This window comes from Limnohabitans sp. DM1, assembly GCF_001269385.1.
Classification (GTDB): Bacteria; Pseudomonadota; Gammaproteobacteria; order Burkholderiales; family Burkholderiaceae_C; genus Limnohabitans_A.
In genome coordinates, this window is record NZ_CXOO01000002.1 from 30042 (window position 1) to 45993 (window position 15952).

Consider the following 15952-nt stretch of genomic DNA (forward strand, 5'->3'; position numbering starts at 1 on the left):
TAAGTGCGCACAAGCCCTGATGCACGGAAGGCGGGCCGTTAAAATCGGCGCATGACTGCCGATTCTGCCTCGATTGACCTCAAGCATCATTTTCTGATCGCCATGCCCGGGTTGGAGGACGAGACTTTTGCCCGCAGCGTCATCTACATGTGCGAACACAGCCCACGCGGTGCCATGGGCCTGATCATCAACAAACCCGCCGACATCAGCATGCGCCTGCTGTTTGACAAGGTGGAACTGCCCTTGCGCCGCGAAGACCTGATGCAAAACCCTGTGGCCCAGGGCGGCCCGGTGCAGACCGAGCGCGGCTTTGTGCTGCACGACCCCCTGCGCATGGACAAGCCCCAGGACAATGGCAGCTCGATTTATGCCTCCACCCTGACAGTGCCGGGCGGGCTGGAGATGACCACATCCCGTGACGTGCTCGAAGCCTTGTCTTCCGGGGCAGGCCCGCGCCGGGTGCTGATCACTTTGGGCTATTCGTCCTGGGGGGAAGGCCAGCTCGAATCCGAGCTGGGCGAAAACACCTGGCTGACAGTGCCCGCGTCTGCCGATGTGATTTTTGACGTGCCCATGGCCGAACGCTACGACCGGGCTCTGGACCTGCTCGGCCTCAAAAGCTGGATGCTCTCGCCCGAGGCGGGCCACGCATGAGCGCGGTGCCCAGCGCTCCATCCGACATGGTGGTGCCCGCCCACCAGCAAACCTTTCTGGCTTTTGATTACGGCCTCAAGCGCACCGGCGTGGCCGTGGGCAACCGCTTGATGAAGAGTGCCACGCCGCAAGGCACGATTGCGGCCGAGGGCGACGCCCGGTTTGCCAAGATCGCTGAACGCATCAAAGAGTGGCAGCCCGACGCGCTGGTGATCGGCGTGCCCACCCACCCCGATGGGGGCGAGCATGAGAACACCCTGCGCGCGCGCAAGTTCGGCCGCCAGCTGCGCGGCCGCTTTGGCTTGGCTGTCTATGAAGTGGACGAGCGCTACACCACGACCGAGGCGCATTCCTATGGCGCCAAAGACGCCGATGCGGCGGCGGCGGCCATCATTCTTGAACAATTTTTAAGGAACCTCACATGAAGCCCCCACGCTCTGCACTTCGTGTCATCGCTGCCCCCCATGGGGGTGCAGTTCTCCCTTGGGGCGGCCCGGCGGGAGAACTGGCATGAGTGCTTTGGCTTTGGATGCAGAGGCCCTGTACCAAGAACTGCTGCGCGGTGCGCGCAGCCTGTGCCAGGCCGACACCCGCCTGGTGGGCATCACCTCGGGCGGCGCCTGGCTGGCCCAGCGCTTACAGCGCGATCTGGGGCTGCCTGGGGAATCGGGTCAGGTGTCCTCGGTCATGCACCGCGACGATTACGCCCAGCGCGGCCTCTCGGCCGGTGGACAGACCACCCTGCCCTTCAAGGTCGATGGCGCAGACATCCTGATCCTTGACGACGTGCTCTACACCGGACGCACGATCCGCGCCGTGCTCAACGAGCTCTTTGACTACGGCCGACCTGACCGCGTGCAGCTGGCTGTCCTGGTGGACCGCGGGGGTCGCCAGTTGCCAGTGCAGGCAGACTACGCCGCCGCCCGCGTGGCCCTGCCCGAGACGCAATCGCTGGCGCTGGCCCGCGACGCAGAGGGCCGTTTCAGTTTTGAAGTGGAGAACAAAGCCTGATCGAGGTGAAAACAACATGCTCTACAAACGCAACAACCCCCAACTCAACAAGAATGGCGAGCTGATCCACCTGCTCTCCACCGAAGGCCTGTCCAAGGACATCCTGACGCACATCCTCGACACCGCGCAGGGCTTTGTCAGCGTGCAGGAGCGCGAAGTTAAAAAAGTGCCCCTTTTGCGCGGCAAGAGCGTGTTCAACCTGTTCTTCGAGAACAGCACCCGCACCCGCACCACCTTCGACATCGCGGCCACCCGCCTGTCGGCCGACGTCTACACGCTGGACATTGCCCGATCGTCTGCTGCCAAGGGCGAGTCGCTGCTCGACACCATCGCCAACCTCAGCGCCATGGCCGCCGACATCTTTGTGGTGCGCCACAGCGAATCGGGCGCGCCGTATCTGATCGCGCAGCATGTTGCGCCCCATGTGCACGTGGTGAACGCAGGTGACGGGCGCCACGCCCACCCCACCCAAGCGCTGCTGGACATGTACACCATCCGGCACTACAAGAAAGATTTTTCTAACCTCACCGTGGCCATCGTGGGCGATGTGCTGCACTCGCGTGTGGCCCGCTCGGACATCCACGCGCTCACCACGCTCGGCTGCGCCGAAGTACGTGTGGTCGGCCCCAAAACACTGGTACCTGCCGACATGGCCCAGATGGGCGTGCGTGTCTTCAACAACCTCGAAGAGGGAATCAAGGACTGCGATGTGGTCATCATGCTGCGCCTGCAAAACGAGCGCATGAGCGGCGCGCTGCTGCCCTCCAGCCAGGAGTACTTCGAGAGCTTTGGCCTCACGCCCGAGAAGCTGCAGCTGGCCAAGTCCGATGCCATCGTCATGCACCCCGGCCCGATCAACCGAGGGGTCGAGATCGACTCGGCGGTGGTCGACGGCCAGCAAAGCGTGATCTTGCCGCAGGTGACCTTCGGCATCGCTGTGCGCATGGCGGTGATGAGTATCGTGGCGGGCAACGAGGCATAAGGACAAGAACATGAAAATCCTGATTCAGAACGGCCGCGTCATCGACCCCGCCAGCGGCTTTGACCAGACAGCCGATGTGGCGATCGCCGCCGGTCGCATTGTGGCGATCGGTCAGGCAGCGGCCGACTTCAGCCCCAACCGCGTGATCAACGCTAAAGGCTGCATCGTGGCCCCCGGTCTGGTGGACCTGGCGGCGCGTCTGCGCGAGCCCGGGCAGGAACACGCGGGCATGCTCGAGAGCGAAATGGCCGCCGCTGTGGCCGGTGGCGTGACCAGCTTGGTCTGCCCGCCCGACACCGAGCCGGTGCTGGACGAGCCCGGCCTGGTCGAGATGCTGCGCTACCGCGCTGAAAAACTGCACCAGGCCCGCGTGCTGCCGCTGGGTGCGCTCACCGTGGGCCTGAAGGGCGATGTGCTGACCGAGATGAGCCAGCTCACCGTTGCAGGCTGCGTGGGCTTCAGCCAGGCCGAGGTGCCGATCCCCAGCACCCAGGTGCTGCAACGCGCGCTGCAATACGCCAGCACCTTTGGCTACGCCGTGTGGCTGCGCCCGCAGGAGTTGCATCTTGGTAAGGGTGTGGCCGCCAGCGGCCCGCTGGCCACGCGCATGGGCTTGTCCGGCGTGTCGGTGGCTGCCGAGACGATTGCTTTGCACACGATTTTTGAGCTGGTCCGGTCCACGCAAGCGCGTGTGCACCTTTGCCGCATCAGCAGTGCAGCGGGCGTGGCGCTGGTGCGTCAGGCCAAAGCCGAGGGCTTGCCGGTCACCGCTGATGTGAGCATCAATTCGCTGCACCTGACCGATGCCGACATGGGCTACTTTGACAGCCGTGCGCGCCTGACGCCCGTGTTGCGCCAGCAGCGCGACCGCGACGCGCTGCGCGCCGGCCTGGCCGACGGCACGCTCGACGTGCTGGTGTCCGACCACACCCCGGTCGACGCCGATGCCAAGGCCCTGCCGTTTGCCGAAGCCGAGCCCGGTGCCACGGGCCTGGAGTTGCTCTGGAGCCTGGCGCTCAAATGGGGCCAGGATACCGGCTTGCCCTTGTCCCAAATACTCTCGCGCATCACATCAGCTCCGGCCCGTGTACTGGGCGCGTCGCTGGGCACCTTGCAAGACTCCGTCGGTCAATTGGCCCTGGGTGGTGTGGCCGATGTGTGTGTGCTGTCAGACCAAGGCCACTGGCCAGTGACGGCAGATGCGCTGCGCAGCCAGGGCAAGAGCACACCGTTTTCGGGCTACGAGTTACCCGGTCGCGTGCTGGCTACGGTGGTGGGTGGGCATGTGGCATTTCAGGCCCCGGCTTGAGTCTGGATCGCCACCTTGCTGCGCCCGATGACATTCAACAAGTTGGCCGATCATCTCGTCGTCATGGCAAGCGAAGCGCGGCAATCCATGCCTGAACAGGCACGCTGTTTGATCAGAACCTTTCCATGACATCACTGCGAGCCCTTTGGAAACTCCTGCGCGGCCTGTGGCATGTGCTGGTGGGCATGTGGACGATATACGTTCGCTTTCCCCAACTCAGCATCGAGCAACGCGAAGCGCGCGTTCAAACCTGGGCACTTCAATTTCTGGCGCTGTGGGGCATCCATCTGCGGGTGCTGGGGCAGCCGGTGCTCACAGGTCCGGCGCTGATCGTGGCCAATCACATCTCCTGGTTGGACATTTCGGTCATTCACGCGGCGCGGCATTGCCGTTTTGTCTCCAAGTCCGACATCCGCGCCTGGCCCCTCGTGGGCACCTTGGCCACAGGTGCAGGCACGCTCTACATTGAGCGCACCAGCCGCAAAGATGCCTTGCGCATGGTCAAGGACATGGCCGATGCCATGAAAGATGGCGATGTGATCGCTGTCTTTCCAGAAGGCACCACCAGCGACGGACGCGAACTGCTGCCGTTTCACGCCAACCTGATCCAAGCGGCCATCCTGGCCGAGGCCCCGGTGCAGCCGATGTCACTCCAGTTTGTGGATGCCCGCACAGGCGAGCCCAGCTTTGCGCCCTGCTACATCGGCGACGACACCCTGATCGGCTCCATGTGGCGCACCCTCACGGCCCCGCCCATCGTCGCCGTGGTGCATTTTGGCGAACCCCAACTTGCCAATGGCCGCGACCGCCGCGCCTGGGCGCACGACCTCAGGCAAACCATCATCCATTTGCGCGACGCCTGATTGCACAGTGTGCGCCAAGCCATGCGTGGCGCCCCCCCTCAGTGATCGGGGCTGAAGCCACCGACCTACTTGACAGGCCCAAGGTTTTTCGCCGGTTGCACACCATACATCCGCATGGCGGAAGCTGTTTGCGAGGCATGGGTCGTTTCGTCGGGATAAAAGCGATAGCTGGGCGCAACGATAGGGACCACTGACGTGACGCGAATGACCAGCACACTCTGAATGGCAAAACGCTGCCCCACCATGGCCAGCAGTGGCGCGGCCCAGCGGGTGAAAGCGGGGTCATCGGCAAGCACCTCATGCGCGGTGCCCTTGAGCTTGAAGCCCTTTTGCACAAACACATCGACAAAGCTCAGACACACCCTCGGCTGCAGTGCAATGTTGCGCGCACTCACGGGCGAAGCGATGTGGGCCACCACCACATGTTCATCGTCAGCCATGGCCCAGACTTCTTTGGGGGAAACATTGGGTTGACCATCGGCATCCACCGTGGCCAACCAACACAGCACGCTGCGGCGCGCGGCTTCGCGGACAGATTCATTCATCATGGACATCAACGCTTCAATAGCCCGGCATGAATCACCGACTTGCCTTGCATGCACGCTCCATCATTTGTTTGAAGCCATCCAATAAGCCACGATGGCATTGGCATGCCCGTGGCCCATGCCGTGCACGGTCTTGAGCCAGGTGACCATTTCCATGTGTTTCATCCCCTCGCACGATTGGAGCAAGTCCAGCCAATGCGCGATGGGCTGACCGTACTTTTTCTCGATGGACGGGAAATACGAAGCGGTGCCTTTGGGGTTTTCGGGGGTGGTCACGGGTCGTGTGTCCTCGTTCAGTTTTGTGCAGCAGCGATTGTCGCCACCCTATCTAACTTCAGCGCCATCTGAGCCGCTTGCTGGAATCGGTTGCTGGCTTTCATCGCATCTGAACTTTCAGGCTTGGTTTTCCGCCGAGGCCAAATCCAGCCACATGTGAACTTTGGACCGGTAGCCCTCAGGGGTCCAAACAGCCATGGGCTCCACCCCAAAGGGAACAAACCCCAGACTTTGGTACAACTTCTCTGCGGGGGCATTGCCTTGCGTCACTTCCAGTTGAAGAACGCGAAGGCCTTGTCGCTCGATGCCATGCTCAATAGCTGCACGCATCAGTTTGCGGGCCAGCCCTTGGCCGCGAAAATTTTCATGCACAAACATGGCCACGATCAAACCCTTGTGGCGTGTTTTGGTTTTTGCGGTGTACTCGACGGACACCGTGCCCACCAGTTCAGCCTCTACAAAAGCACCCCACACAAATGTCAACCCTGAAGGATCATCGATGCGGCCACGCCACCAACTGTCCGACTCCAATGCTCGCTCTTGAGGCGTAGAAGTGAATGAATCGGCCGCATGCTCGTAGGCATGCAGCATCAAGGCCTTGTAGGCCATGGCGTGTGCGGCGGTGAGTGGGCTTATGTGCATGGTGGTGTGCGACCGATCAAGACAAGATTTTCATGGCGCTGGTCACCCAGCACAAAATCTGTTGTTCCCTGCTTTGTATAGCCTTGGTGCATGTAAAAACCGATGGCTTGCGCATTGTGGGCATTGACTGTCAACCAAAGCGGCATACCTGCCAGATCGAAGGCCCTTTTTTCGGCCACAGACATGAGCTGCCGCCCCACACCTTGTCTCACAAAATGCGCTTGCACATAAAGCGTCTGAAGCTCCGCCAACGTCGATGCACGGGTCGGACACGGAACGCCCATGTTGAGCACCGCAAAACCGATGAGGTGGGCACTCCGCTCGGCCACCCAGATGTGGGCCAAAGCATCGTTTTGGATGGCCAGGTACTTGTCCGGGGTGAGTTCGGACCTTGTGTAGTCGGCTATTCCGGCAGAAATGCCCTCTGTCGCATAGGTATGAAGCCAAACCTGCGTGGCCAAGACGGCGATGCGGGCAGCATCGTCATGCCGGGCGCTGCGGATGACCGTTTGCATTGGATCAAGCCAAGCAGCGGTCTGAGGGCTTGTTGGCATCATGCTGTGATCCATCCTCAAACCGAACCGCATCGTGCGCAATCGCCGTGACCCTGGGGCCGAAGCTGGAGATGTTGGTCAGCGTGGCGTTGTGGTGTGCAATGACCTGCTGCGGACTGATGGCAGCATTGCCTGCCGAGGTGTGCGCATCCGACACCAACACCACCGGATAGCCCAGCGCCAAGGCCTTGCGCGTGGTGGTGTCCACACAAAACTCGGTATGCATGCCGCAAACCACCAAATCATGGACACCCAGAGCTTGCAACGCCTCGTGCAGTTCTGTGCGCAAGAAAGCGTCAGGCGTGGTCTTGCGAATGCACCGATCACCAGCCAGCACCTGCAAGCCTGACGCCAATTGCCATGCAGGGCTGCCGTGCTCCAGATCGCCCGCGCTCGACTCGTGCTGAATGAAAAACACCGGCACGCCCGCAGCGCGAGCCCTGTGCGTAACCGCGTTGATGCGTTCTATGGTGGCGGGACAATCGTGCGCAGCATCAGGGCCTTCGCACAGACCTTGTTGGACGTCAATGACCAGGACAGCAGTGTGCATGGTGGTATTTTGGTTGTGAAGCGAAACGGATGCGCTAAGGCAATCACCTTAACGCATTCGGTTATCCGATGGAACAGGACAAGTGGCCGATTCAAACATGGAGGTTGAAGCCCAGATTGATTTCTGATGCGGGAACCCCACCTCGAATGCCCCAGTTTTCCAAGGGCGGTTCGTGCAAGACGATGAAAATATCCGAAGCAACGATGCCCAGTTCGCCAAACCGAGTAACGATCTCCCGATACAAATTGCGCTTGGCTTCAAGTGACCTCCCCGGAAAAAGAAGGATCTCCACGAAGGTGTAGTTCTCGGTTTTTCCTGGTGGCACCGCGAAATGCTTGGGCTTGTGTTCGATGTACCGAATCTGCCGGTCGTCTTCAGGGACTTTGAGGGCCACTCGTTGGGCTTGATAGATGGCCTCGATCAGCGCCTGAACTTGCTCGGGCGAGTGGCTACGGCGTGTCTCAATTTTTGCGAATGGCATGTGAACAAGTGATGTGAAGCGGCAAAAAGCAACAACCGCTGGTACTTATGCTGACGCGCCCACCGCAGATTGCAGCACCTCGGTTGCCCACTGATTCAAACTCTTTCCAGCGGCTTGAGCAGCCACCAACGCTGCCCCATGCGTTTCAGGCGGCACACGCAGCATGAGCTTGCCTGAGGCTGGTTTTTCGGGAGGAATACCTTGCTCCTTGCAGTCGTTCAAAAAATCATCGATGGACACTTCAAATTCATGTCGAAGCTCTGACACGGTTTCGCCGTGAAAACTGATGATGCTGCGAAGACCTAAAACGCGGCCCACAAAGATGTTGTCGCGCTCATAAAACTCAATGCGAGCCAGATAGTTTTTGTACGTCATAGTGTTCATGGATGGACTCCGATTCTTTCTAACAACTCGCGCACTTCTTCCACTTGATACCGCTTGGCTTCTTTGCCTGGATGCGGGCGATGACAACGCCATTGCTCATCCTTGAGGGTGATCTTGACACGCGAGCCTTCACGTTCTTGCACGACACCCCCCAAAGCCATCAGCAGCGATTCAATGTTTGCAAACACCACCGAAGCCGATGTGGGCTTGGTTTCAACAGCGATCTTGAATTGGCCCCGTAGTCATACAAGTGCGACCTTGCAGGGGATGCCATGCCGATGGGCATCGCTTTCACGCAGTGACGATCCACCCCTCCAGCGGATCACACGGCGGCAAGCCGAATTGCGGATGCCCCGCATCGTGCTGCTGCTGCGCCCAGGCCGCTTGCATCAGGCACAAGGTGGCGTCGAGGGCGTCGCCGCTGGCGTCGTCAGCCAGGCGGCCCATCAGCGCGTTGCTGGCCACCAGGCGCAGGCCCAAGCGGGTCTGGCCGCGCTCCAGCGCGCTCAGAAGTTCGCGGCGGGCCAGCAGGCGCTCGGGGGTTTGTTTGGCTTTGTCGTCGCTTTTGTAGCTCTGGTTGCACAGCACCTCTCGCGCCAGCAAGCCGGGGTAGGACTCCAGCGCCACGCGGCGCACGTCGCCTGCGTGCAAGCCAGGCAGGTGCACACCCGCTTGCCGCAACAGGGGCACGCCCGCATGCAGCATGTAGGCCACGGGCGGGTTGACCCATTTCATGGACGGGCTGGAGCCCGCAGGTCGGTCGGCTGCGCGGTGGGCGAATTTGCCACCCACCGGGCGGGCATTGCAAAACGCTGCAAACTGCTCGCGAATTTGAGGTCGATCCAAGGCGCAATAATGGTCCATACAGGCGGCCCAGTCGGTAGGCCAGCCCAGGGTCTCGACCAGTTCACGCGGCAGTCCAAAGGGCAAGTCAAAACCGCCCACCCAGTCGGCGGGCTGCGCCAGCCAGTCGCCAAAAGCGTTCAACGTTTCAAAAGTCTGCAGGGCTTGCAGCTGCACCCTGCCCTGCCGGGCCTGACCCAGCGCCAGCACGATGGGTTTGCGTTTGCTCGGGCTGCTGGAAAAATCACAACCGATCAAGGACACCGTGTTCATCTCACCACCCCAAGGCCATCACGCCTGCGGCGATCAGCACGGCCCCAGCAATGCGAGGCCCCCGGTCTTTTTCGCCCAGCAAATGGCCGCCCAGCAAGGCGGCAAACAGCATGGACACCTCCCGCGCCGGGGCCACATGCGACAGCGGCGCCACCTGCAGGGCGTAAAGCACCAGCACATACGACACGGGGCTGAAAATGCCAACGACCAAGGCGTAGCGCCGCTGCTGCAACCACAGCGCCCACACGACCGGACGGTCGCGCAGCAAGGTGGGCAACAAGAAAACCAAACGCACCAGATTACCGAAATAATCCACCAGGATGGGCGACATCAGCGCTACCTTGACGGCGTAGCCGTCGACCACGGTGTAGCTGGCGATGAACAGGCCCGTGACGCCGCCATAAAAAATGCCAGTGCGCACACGCGCTTTCTTCTCAGGGTCTTGTGCGGCCTGCCAAAGACCCGGGCCGCCCGCAATCAAAAACACACCGCCCACCACCCCCAAGATGCCGAAGAGGCCCAGCGAAGAAATTTGCTCGCCCAGGAAAAAAATCGCCACCATGGACGACAAGAGTGGCCCAGAGCCCCGGGCCAGCGGGTACACCACCGTCAGGTCGGCTTGTCGGTAACCGCGCAGCAAGACAATGAAGTAGCCCACATGCAAGAGCGCACTGGCCAGCACCAGCGCCCACTCCAAACCGCCCCAAAGCGGCACCTGCTGCCACCCCACCCACAGCCCCACGGGAGCCCAAAACAGCATCAACACGACCGAGGTGAAAGCCACAAAGCGCACGTCGCCCCCAGCCTTTTTGGCCGCGATGTTCCAGCAAGCATGGATGAATCCAGCCAGAACAACCAGGGCAAGCGCACTCAGGGGCATGGGCGTGAAAAAGCCCCTTGCGGGGCTTGGGGGTGAGTGGGCGTTTTAAGCCCGGCCGATGATGGAGGCCGTGGCCATCAGCTCTTCGAGCAAGGCCAGCGAGACTTTGCCCGAGACGTTGTAGGGGTCCAGCTCGGCCCGCTCGGAGTACTTGAGCAGGATGTTGGTGTTGACGCGGGACGCATCGACCTGGCCCATGGTCCAGCCGCCGAAGCGACGCTCGGAAATTTCTTCGTAGTGCAGCAGCACGACATCCTTGTGCCGGGCGTCTTTCTGGATGTGGCCATACAGGTCGCTCACGGCGTTGCGCCCGCCTTCAATGGCTTGCAAAAAAATGCCGCCGCCGTAACAAAGAATGCCGGTGATGCCACTGGTCGGGTTGAACTGGCGCGACTGGGTCAGGATGGCGTCGATGGTTTCAGGGCGGGTATCCACCGCACGGCTGGCGTAAAGCAGGCGTACCAACATGTCAGTTCCTTCCAGGAATCAAGGACAAAAATTCACGACGCAGGTTCGGGTCCTTGAGGAACGCCCCGCGCATGACCGAGTTGATCATCTTGCTGTCCATGTCTTTCACGCCGCGCCAGCCCATGCAGTAGTGGCTCGCTTCCATGACGATGGCCAAGCCGTCGGGCTGGGTTTTGCGCTGGATCAGGTCGGCCAGTTGCACCACCGCCTCTTCCTGGATTTGGGGGCGGCCCATGATCCATTCTGCCAAGCGGGCGTATTTGGACAGGCCAATCACGTTGGTGTGTTCGTTGGGCAGCACGCCGATCCAGATCTTGCCGATCACGGGGCAAAAGTGGTGGCTGCAGGCGCTGCGCACGGTGATGGGGCCGACGATCATCAGCTCGTTGAGGTGCTCGGCGTTGGGGAATTCGGTGATCTCGGGGCCTTCGATATAGCGGCCCTTGAAAACTTCCTTGAGGTACATCTTGGCCACTCGGCGGGCGGTGTCGCCCGTGTTGTGGTCGTTCACCGTGTCGATCACCAGACTGTCGAGCACGCCCGCCATCTTGTCGGTGACTTCGTCGAGCAGCTTTTCCAGCTCGCCGGGCTCAATGAACTCGGCGATGTTGTCGTTGGCGTGGAAGCGTTTGCGGGCCGCGTGGATGCGCTCGCGGATCTTGACAGAAACGGGAACGCCTTCATCTTCGGGCGTGGCGGCAGAAGCAGTCATGGCGTCTGGGGCTTTATTTAACATGGGGATGATCGTAACAGCGATTAACTGCCCCCCCTTTCAACGGGGGGATCGACCCGCAGCAGCTCAGTAACGGTTACCGGTCAGAAACAAGGCCAGACGCATGAGGCCAAAGGCGATGCGGTCGCGCCCGCGCTGATGCCAAGGTCTTTGCGAGTAGACCTCGGACAACACGGGCGTGCTCTGCGTGTCGATGGCATGGGTCAGCCGTTGATGCAGCTTTTGGGCAAAACCCTTGTCAGCCACCACCACGTTGGCCTCACGCGCCAACAACAAACTCAAGGGGTCAAGATTGGAGGAGCCCACTGTGGCCCAGGGGTGCTCGTTGTCTGCGTCCATCACAGCCACTTTGGCGTGCAAAAAACTGGCGTGGTATTCATGAATTTCAACCCCGGCGGCCAGCAATTCGCCATACACCGGCCTGGCCGCATGGTATTGCATGAAATACTCGTAGCGCCCCTGCAGCAACAATCTGACCCGAACTCCCCGCTGGGCCGCATGAATCAAGGCTTTGCGCAGCCGCCGTCCTGGCAAAAAGTAGGCATTGGCAATGATGATGTCATGCCGAGCGGTGCCAATGGCCTTGAGGTAAGCCCGTTCGATCTGGCTGCGATACAACACGTTGTCGCGCAAAAGCAAACCCGCCTTGGACACGTTATGGGCACGATCATGGGTACTCAGGTCAGCAGCTGCATCATGCGTCCAGGGCAAATGCAGGCCCGCTGCGCGAAATGAGCTGAATGCCTCGGGAAACTCCTGCTGGCGCACATGACGCACGCCCTGCATGCGCCACCACAATTGGGTCATGGTTTCCAGCATGGGCTGCACCAAAGCCCCGCGGGCACGTACCGCAAAGTCAAACCGGGGATGGGCCAGCGTACCGTACTGAGGGTCATACCAGTCATCCAAAATGTTGATGCCGCCACAAAACGCCAATTGACCATCGACCACGCACAGCTTGCGATGCAACCGCCGCCACCGGCTGGGGATGAGCAGGCCTAGCTTACTCAAGGGTGAATAGGTCAGCCAAACCACCCCGGCTTTCTCAAAGCGTTGCCGCCATGGCGCAGGCAAGCTGGGCGTACCCACCCCATCCACCACCACCCACACACGCACCCCGCGCAGTGCTGCGCGCTCCAGAGCCTCGGCCACCATGGATGCGGCGCCGTGAAAGTTAAAAATATAGGTTTCCATGTGCACCTGCGAGTGCGCCTGGTCCAGCGCCACCACCAGCGCCTCGAAATAGGCCTGCCCACCTTCGATCAACTGGATCTGGTGACCGTCGCGCAAAAGAGGACTGTGGCGCATGGGCTAGGCGTCCCAGGCGTATTCGGCCAGCAAAGGCAAATGGTCCGACATGCGCGGCCAGATGCTTCCCGAAGGCACCATGGCGCCCAACGGCCGCAGTCCCCGCGCATATACATGGTCCAGTTGATTGAGCGGCAGACGCGAGGGATAGGTGGGTGTGGGCCGCTCGCGCCACTCGGTAAAGCCCGCCCCGGCCATGCGTCGCCCCAAACCCGTGCCCCAGTCGTTGAAATCACCCGCCACCAGCACCGGAGCCGACTGCGGAATATGACGCTCGATGTAGTTCAGCAAAAGCGCCACCTGCCGCAAGCGGCTGGCAGGCACCAGGCCCAGGTGCACCACCACCACATGCACGATGCGCTGCGTGACCTGCACTTCGGTGTGCAAAAAACCGCGCTGCTCAAAGCGGTGGTCGGAAATATCCTGGTGCTGGTGTGACATCACAGGCCAGCGAGACAGCATGGCATTGCCATGCTCGCCATGGCGCGTGACGGCGTTGGTGCGATAAACCGCTTCATAGCCCTCAGGCGCCAGATAGTCGGCCTGAGGCTGGACAGGCCAGTGGGCAAAGTAGCGCTCTTCGCGCCGGTTCATGCGCCGCACCTCTTGCAGGCAGACGATGTCGGCATCGAGTTGCTCCACCGCATGGCCGATGTTGTGAATTTCCAGCCGCCGCGCAGGCCCCAGGCCCTGCACGCCTTTGTGGATGTTCCAGGTCGCTACCCGCAAGACCGCGTGTTGATCAGACACTGGCGGCATGCTGCAAAAAGCGGGGCAGCATCAGGATGGCTTCCGCGTTTGAGGGAGAAAAACACATGTCTGCAGCCTCTTGCCAAGGCAGCCATTGCCACTCGGTGTGCTCAGCGGGGCTCAAGGTCACGGGCGTGCCCTGCGGCACCCGAAGGCCAAACACGCGTTCGGTGTTGCGGTTGACATCGGGGGCATATCGCCAGCGCCAGGCAGGGTAAATGTCATAGAGGTTTTCCAGTTGCCAGTCCTGAAGTTCACAAGCCGGGTGATGGGCGTCGATGCCGGTTTCCTCCAGCACCTCGCGCCGGGCCGTCTCGCGCCAGTCTTCCGCATCAAAGTCTTTGCTGCCCGTGACGGATTGCCAAGTGCCCACATCGGTGCGGCGAATCAAAAGCACATCGCACGCCGGGGTGTAAATCACCACCAGCACGGATTCGGGAATTTTGTAAATGCGAGATGCAGCGTCCATGGCTTCATTCTAGGACGCTGCGTTCAGTTCTCCGGGCTGTCACCTCACAAAGGCACAGACAGTTGGACCCCACTCATGCATCTTTCGGGGTCTTCAAGCAAGGGCCTACAAGCACCCCCGTAGCTCGGTGGCTTCAGCCCCGACGTGAGCGTGTGCCAAAACCCATCATGTCGGACTCTGCGAGTGCCGACCTATAAATTCGGCCCGATGAAGTTTGAGCCGTGTATTGCCATTTGGGAGGATTTTGTGGGAGCTTGCCAGCCAAGCGAAAAGCCTGTGGTCCACAAGCGTCTGATCGCCAGCAGGGCTGGCTCCCACAAGGTGCAAGATTGAAGTCACCCTGCAAACTTCACAGGGCCGGATCAATAGGAGATGACATTTCTCACACCTTTCAAACTTCAGCGTGCCGGATCAATCCGATGACGCACACGCAGCTTCACCAGCTCGTCACCCGCCAGTGTCTGCCGTCTGCTGCACACCACAAACGCTAACATCTGCGCCATGCCCAAGCACACACTCTTGAACCCCGCTCACGCGACCGCGCTGCAGATCACCGACCTGTCTGGCGGCCCTGGCCCATCGCCCCTGTTTCATGCACTGAGTCTGAATGTGCCCGCAGGCGTCACAGCCGTGACCGGCGATGAAGGCACAGGCAAAACCAGCCTGCTGCGTTTGCTGGCCACCGATTTATCCCCCATCAGTGGGCGGCTTGCCACTGCCAATGCGGCATGGCCAGATCAAGCGAGCGCTTACCGGCAGCAGGTTTTTTGGGCTGACCTGAAATCTCCCGAACACGACGACACCCTCGTGCAGGCGCGCTGGGACGCATTGCGACCCAGTTACCCGCAATGGAACGATTCGCTGCTGCAAGCGCTGGCGCAAGCGCTGGACTTGACGCCACACCTGCACAAACGGCTGAACATGCTGTCTACGGGCAGCCGCCGCAAAGTCATGATCGCCGCCGCACTGGCCTCGGGCGCCACGGTGACCTTGCTGGACCAGCCCTTTGTCTCGCTGGATTTGGCGTCCATCCGCATCATCAAGGACTTCCTGAACGAAGCCGCCACCCAGCCCGGCCGCGCCTGGATCGTGGCGGACTACGAAGCCCCCAGCGATGTCACGCTGACCAGCGTGCTGGCCTTGTGAACCGGGTCAGGAGGCGAAGACCACGACAGTGGCTGGCACCCCCGCCAGCGTTCAGCGTCCGGTCCAGACGGGGGGGCGTTTGTCGTTGAAGGCGGCCAGGCCTTCGCGGGCGTCTTCGGTCATGGCCAGCAGGGCAATCTGGCTTTCGGTGTAGGCAATGGCCTGGTCAAAGGACATGGCTTCGATGGCGCGCATGGCGTATTTGCCGCGTCGGATGGCGGTGGGTGATTTGTTCACGATGCGCTCGATCAGCCACTGGGTTTTGGCGTCCAGCTCTGCGCTGGGCACCACATGGTTGACCAGCCCGGCCTGCAGTGCCTCTTGCGCAGAAAAGGGCTCACCGGTGAGTGCCCATTCGCGCACGGTGCGCGGCGCCACCAAGTCTTTGAGCAAGCTCATGACCTGCATGGGGAAAACGCCCACCTTGACCTCGGGCAAGCCAAACAGCGCATGGTCGGCGGCAATGGCGAAATCGGTCATGCAGGCCAGGCCCATGCCCCCGGCCATGCAGGTGCCGTTGATGCGGGCAATCAGGGGCAAGGTGGCGTTTTGCGCCTCGCGCAGCAAGTCGGCATAGGCCGAATTGGGCTTGGAGAGGTCAAAGTTAAAGCCCTTGCCGGGCTGCAAGTCGCCACCGGCACAAAAGGCTTTGTCGCCAGCCCCGGTCAGGACCACGGCCCTCACTTCGGGGTCGGTGTGCGCCAGGCGCAGGCCATCGCGCAGGCCCTGAACCACTTCGGCATTGATGGCGTTGCGCTTGTCCGGGCGGTTGATGGTGATCCAGAAGGTGCGACCTCTGACCTCGTGCAAAACGGCTGCTGATTCGTGCAT

At 61.2% G+C, this 15952-nt stretch carries 23 protein-coding genes; 7 read left to right on the forward strand and 16 right to left on the reverse strand.

What is annotated here, in order from left to right; translation table 11 throughout:
- Window positions 1-51: 51 nt before the first annotated feature.
- The 6 genes from AMM33_RS00150 (at window position 52) to AMM33_RS00175 (ending at window position 4819) form a co-directional block, all read left to right on the forward strand.
- Window positions 52-654: a YqgE/AlgH family protein gene (locus AMM33_RS00150; RefSeq protein WP_090137709.1), complete on the forward strand. Its 603-nt coding sequence runs from the start codon at window positions 52-54 to the stop codon at window positions 652-654.
- Window positions 651-1079: a Holliday junction resolvase RuvX gene (ruvX, locus tag AMM33_RS00155; RefSeq protein ID WP_090137711.1), complete on the forward strand. Its 429-nt coding sequence runs from the start codon at window positions 651-653 to the stop codon at window positions 1077-1079. The genes AMM33_RS00150 and ruvX overlap by 4 nt, the downstream gene beginning before the upstream one ends.
- Window positions 1080-1164: 85 nt before the next feature.
- Complete coding sequence (gene pyrR / locus AMM33_RS00160) at window positions 1165-1665, forward strand: bifunctional pyr operon transcriptional regulator/uracil phosphoribosyltransferase PyrR (protein ID WP_090137713.1); 501 nt, start codon at window positions 1165-1167, stop codon at window positions 1663-1665.
- 16 nt (window positions 1666-1681) lie between these two features.
- Entirely contained in the window at window positions 1682-2647 is a 966-nt protein-coding gene (locus AMM33_RS00165) for an aspartate carbamoyltransferase catalytic subunit (protein WP_090137715.1), read from the forward strand.
- A 10-nt stretch (window positions 2648-2657) separates the two neighbouring features.
- Window positions 2658-3956 (forward strand): dihydroorotase, encoded by a 1299-nt coding sequence (locus tag AMM33_RS00170; protein ID WP_090137717.1) that lies wholly within the window; start codon window positions 2658-2660, stop codon window positions 3954-3956.
- A 125-nt stretch (window positions 3957-4081) separates the two neighbouring features.
- A complete protein-coding gene (locus AMM33_RS00175; RefSeq protein ID WP_090137718.1) occupies window positions 4082-4819 on the forward strand; it encodes a lysophospholipid acyltransferase family protein in 738 nt (245 codons plus the stop codon).
- Window positions 4820-4884: 65 nt separating this feature from the next.
- Here AMM33_RS00175 and AMM33_RS00180 read toward each other — a convergent pair whose 3' ends face one another.
- From AMM33_RS00180 to nudB, 15 genes are all read right to left on the reverse strand, one after another.
- The gene (locus tag AMM33_RS00180; protein WP_228767867.1) at window positions 4885-5364 is read right to left on the reverse strand and encodes a pyridoxamine 5'-phosphate oxidase family protein; all 480 of its coding nucleotides are present in this window, start codon (window positions 5362-5364) and stop codon (window positions 4885-4887) included.
- A gap of 63 nt (window positions 5365-5427) precedes the next feature.
- A complete protein-coding gene (locus AMM33_RS00185) occupies window positions 5428-5640 on the reverse strand; it encodes a DUF4287 domain-containing protein (protein ID WP_090137722.1) in 213 nt (70 codons plus the stop codon).
- A 117-nt stretch (window positions 5641-5757) separates the two neighbouring features.
- Window positions 5758-6282, reverse strand: coding sequence for a GNAT family N-acetyltransferase (locus tag AMM33_RS00190; RefSeq protein ID WP_090137723.1), 525 nt, complete (start codon window positions 6280-6282; stop codon window positions 5758-5760).
- The gene (locus AMM33_RS00195; protein WP_194945130.1) at window positions 6273-6797 is read right to left on the reverse strand and encodes a GNAT family N-acetyltransferase; all 525 of its coding nucleotides are present in this window, start codon (window positions 6795-6797) and stop codon (window positions 6273-6275) included. The genes AMM33_RS00190 and AMM33_RS00195 overlap by 10 nt, the downstream gene beginning before the upstream one ends.
- A 4-nt stretch (window positions 6798-6801) precedes the next feature.
- Window positions 6802-7386: a cysteine hydrolase family protein gene (locus tag AMM33_RS00200; RefSeq protein ID WP_090137727.1), complete on the reverse strand. Its 585-nt coding sequence runs from the start codon at window positions 7384-7386 to the stop codon at window positions 6802-6804.
- Between the two features lie 91 nt (window positions 7387-7477).
- A complete protein-coding gene (locus AMM33_RS00205) occupies window positions 7478-7867 on the reverse strand; it encodes a tautomerase family protein (RefSeq protein WP_090137729.1) in 390 nt (129 codons plus the stop codon).
- A gap of 45 nt (window positions 7868-7912) precedes the next feature.
- Window positions 7913-8251 (reverse strand): type II toxin-antitoxin system HicB family antitoxin, encoded by a 339-nt coding sequence (locus AMM33_RS00210; protein WP_090137731.1) that lies wholly within the window; start codon window positions 8249-8251, stop codon window positions 7913-7915.
- Window positions 8248-8439, reverse strand: coding sequence for a type II toxin-antitoxin system HicA family toxin (locus AMM33_RS00215; protein ID WP_228767868.1), 192 nt, complete (start codon window positions 8437-8439; stop codon window positions 8248-8250). The genes AMM33_RS00210 and AMM33_RS00215 overlap by 4 nt, the downstream gene beginning before the upstream one ends.
- 103 nt (window positions 8440-8542) lie before the next feature.
- The gene (locus AMM33_RS00220) at window positions 8543-9367 is read right to left on the reverse strand and encodes a DUF429 domain-containing protein (protein WP_194945131.1); all 825 of its coding nucleotides are present in this window, start codon (window positions 9365-9367) and stop codon (window positions 8543-8545) included.
- 1 nt (window position 9368) lies between these two features.
- A complete protein-coding gene (locus AMM33_RS00225; protein WP_090137733.1) occupies window positions 9369-10247 on the reverse strand; it encodes a DMT family transporter in 879 nt (292 codons plus the stop codon).
- A gap of 45 nt (window positions 10248-10292) precedes the next feature.
- On the reverse strand, window positions 10293-10715 hold the full coding sequence (locus AMM33_RS00230; protein WP_053171889.1) for a BLUF domain-containing protein: 423 nt from the start codon (window positions 10713-10715) through the stop codon (window positions 10293-10295).
- A 1-nt stretch (window position 10716) separates the two neighbouring features.
- Window positions 10717-11427 (reverse strand): GTP cyclohydrolase I, encoded by a 711-nt coding sequence (gene folE / locus AMM33_RS00235; protein ID WP_228767869.1) that lies wholly within the window; start codon window positions 11425-11427, stop codon window positions 10717-10719.
- A gap of 87 nt (window positions 11428-11514) precedes the next feature.
- Window positions 11515-12756: a cardiolipin synthase ClsB gene (clsB, locus tag AMM33_RS00240; protein WP_090137737.1), complete on the reverse strand. Its 1242-nt coding sequence runs from the start codon at window positions 12754-12756 to the stop codon at window positions 11515-11517.
- 3 nt (window positions 12757-12759) lie between these two features.
- Window positions 12760-13515, reverse strand: coding sequence for an endonuclease/exonuclease/phosphatase family protein (locus tag AMM33_RS00245; RefSeq protein ID WP_090137739.1), 756 nt, complete (start codon window positions 13513-13515; stop codon window positions 12760-12762).
- Window positions 13499-13975 (reverse strand): dihydroneopterin triphosphate diphosphatase, encoded by a 477-nt coding sequence (gene nudB, locus AMM33_RS00250; RefSeq protein WP_194945132.1) that lies wholly within the window; start codon window positions 13973-13975, stop codon window positions 13499-13501. Before nudB ends, AMM33_RS00245 begins: the two co-directional genes overlap by 17 nt.
- Before the next feature lie 501 nt (window positions 13976-14476).
- Here nudB and AMM33_RS00255 point away from each other — a divergent pair.
- Window positions 14477-15121 carry an ABC transporter ATP-binding protein gene (locus AMM33_RS00255; protein WP_090137741.1) on the forward strand — a complete coding sequence of 215 codons (645 nt, stop codon included), beginning with the start codon at window positions 14477-14479 and terminating at the stop codon, window positions 15119-15121.
- Window positions 15122-15172: 51 nt separating this feature from the next.
- Here the strand turns inward: AMM33_RS00255 and AMM33_RS00260 are convergent, their stop codons facing one another.
- Window positions 15173-15952: an enoyl-CoA hydratase/isomerase family protein gene (locus AMM33_RS00260; protein WP_090137743.1), complete on the reverse strand. Its 780-nt coding sequence runs from the start codon at window positions 15950-15952 to the stop codon at window positions 15173-15175.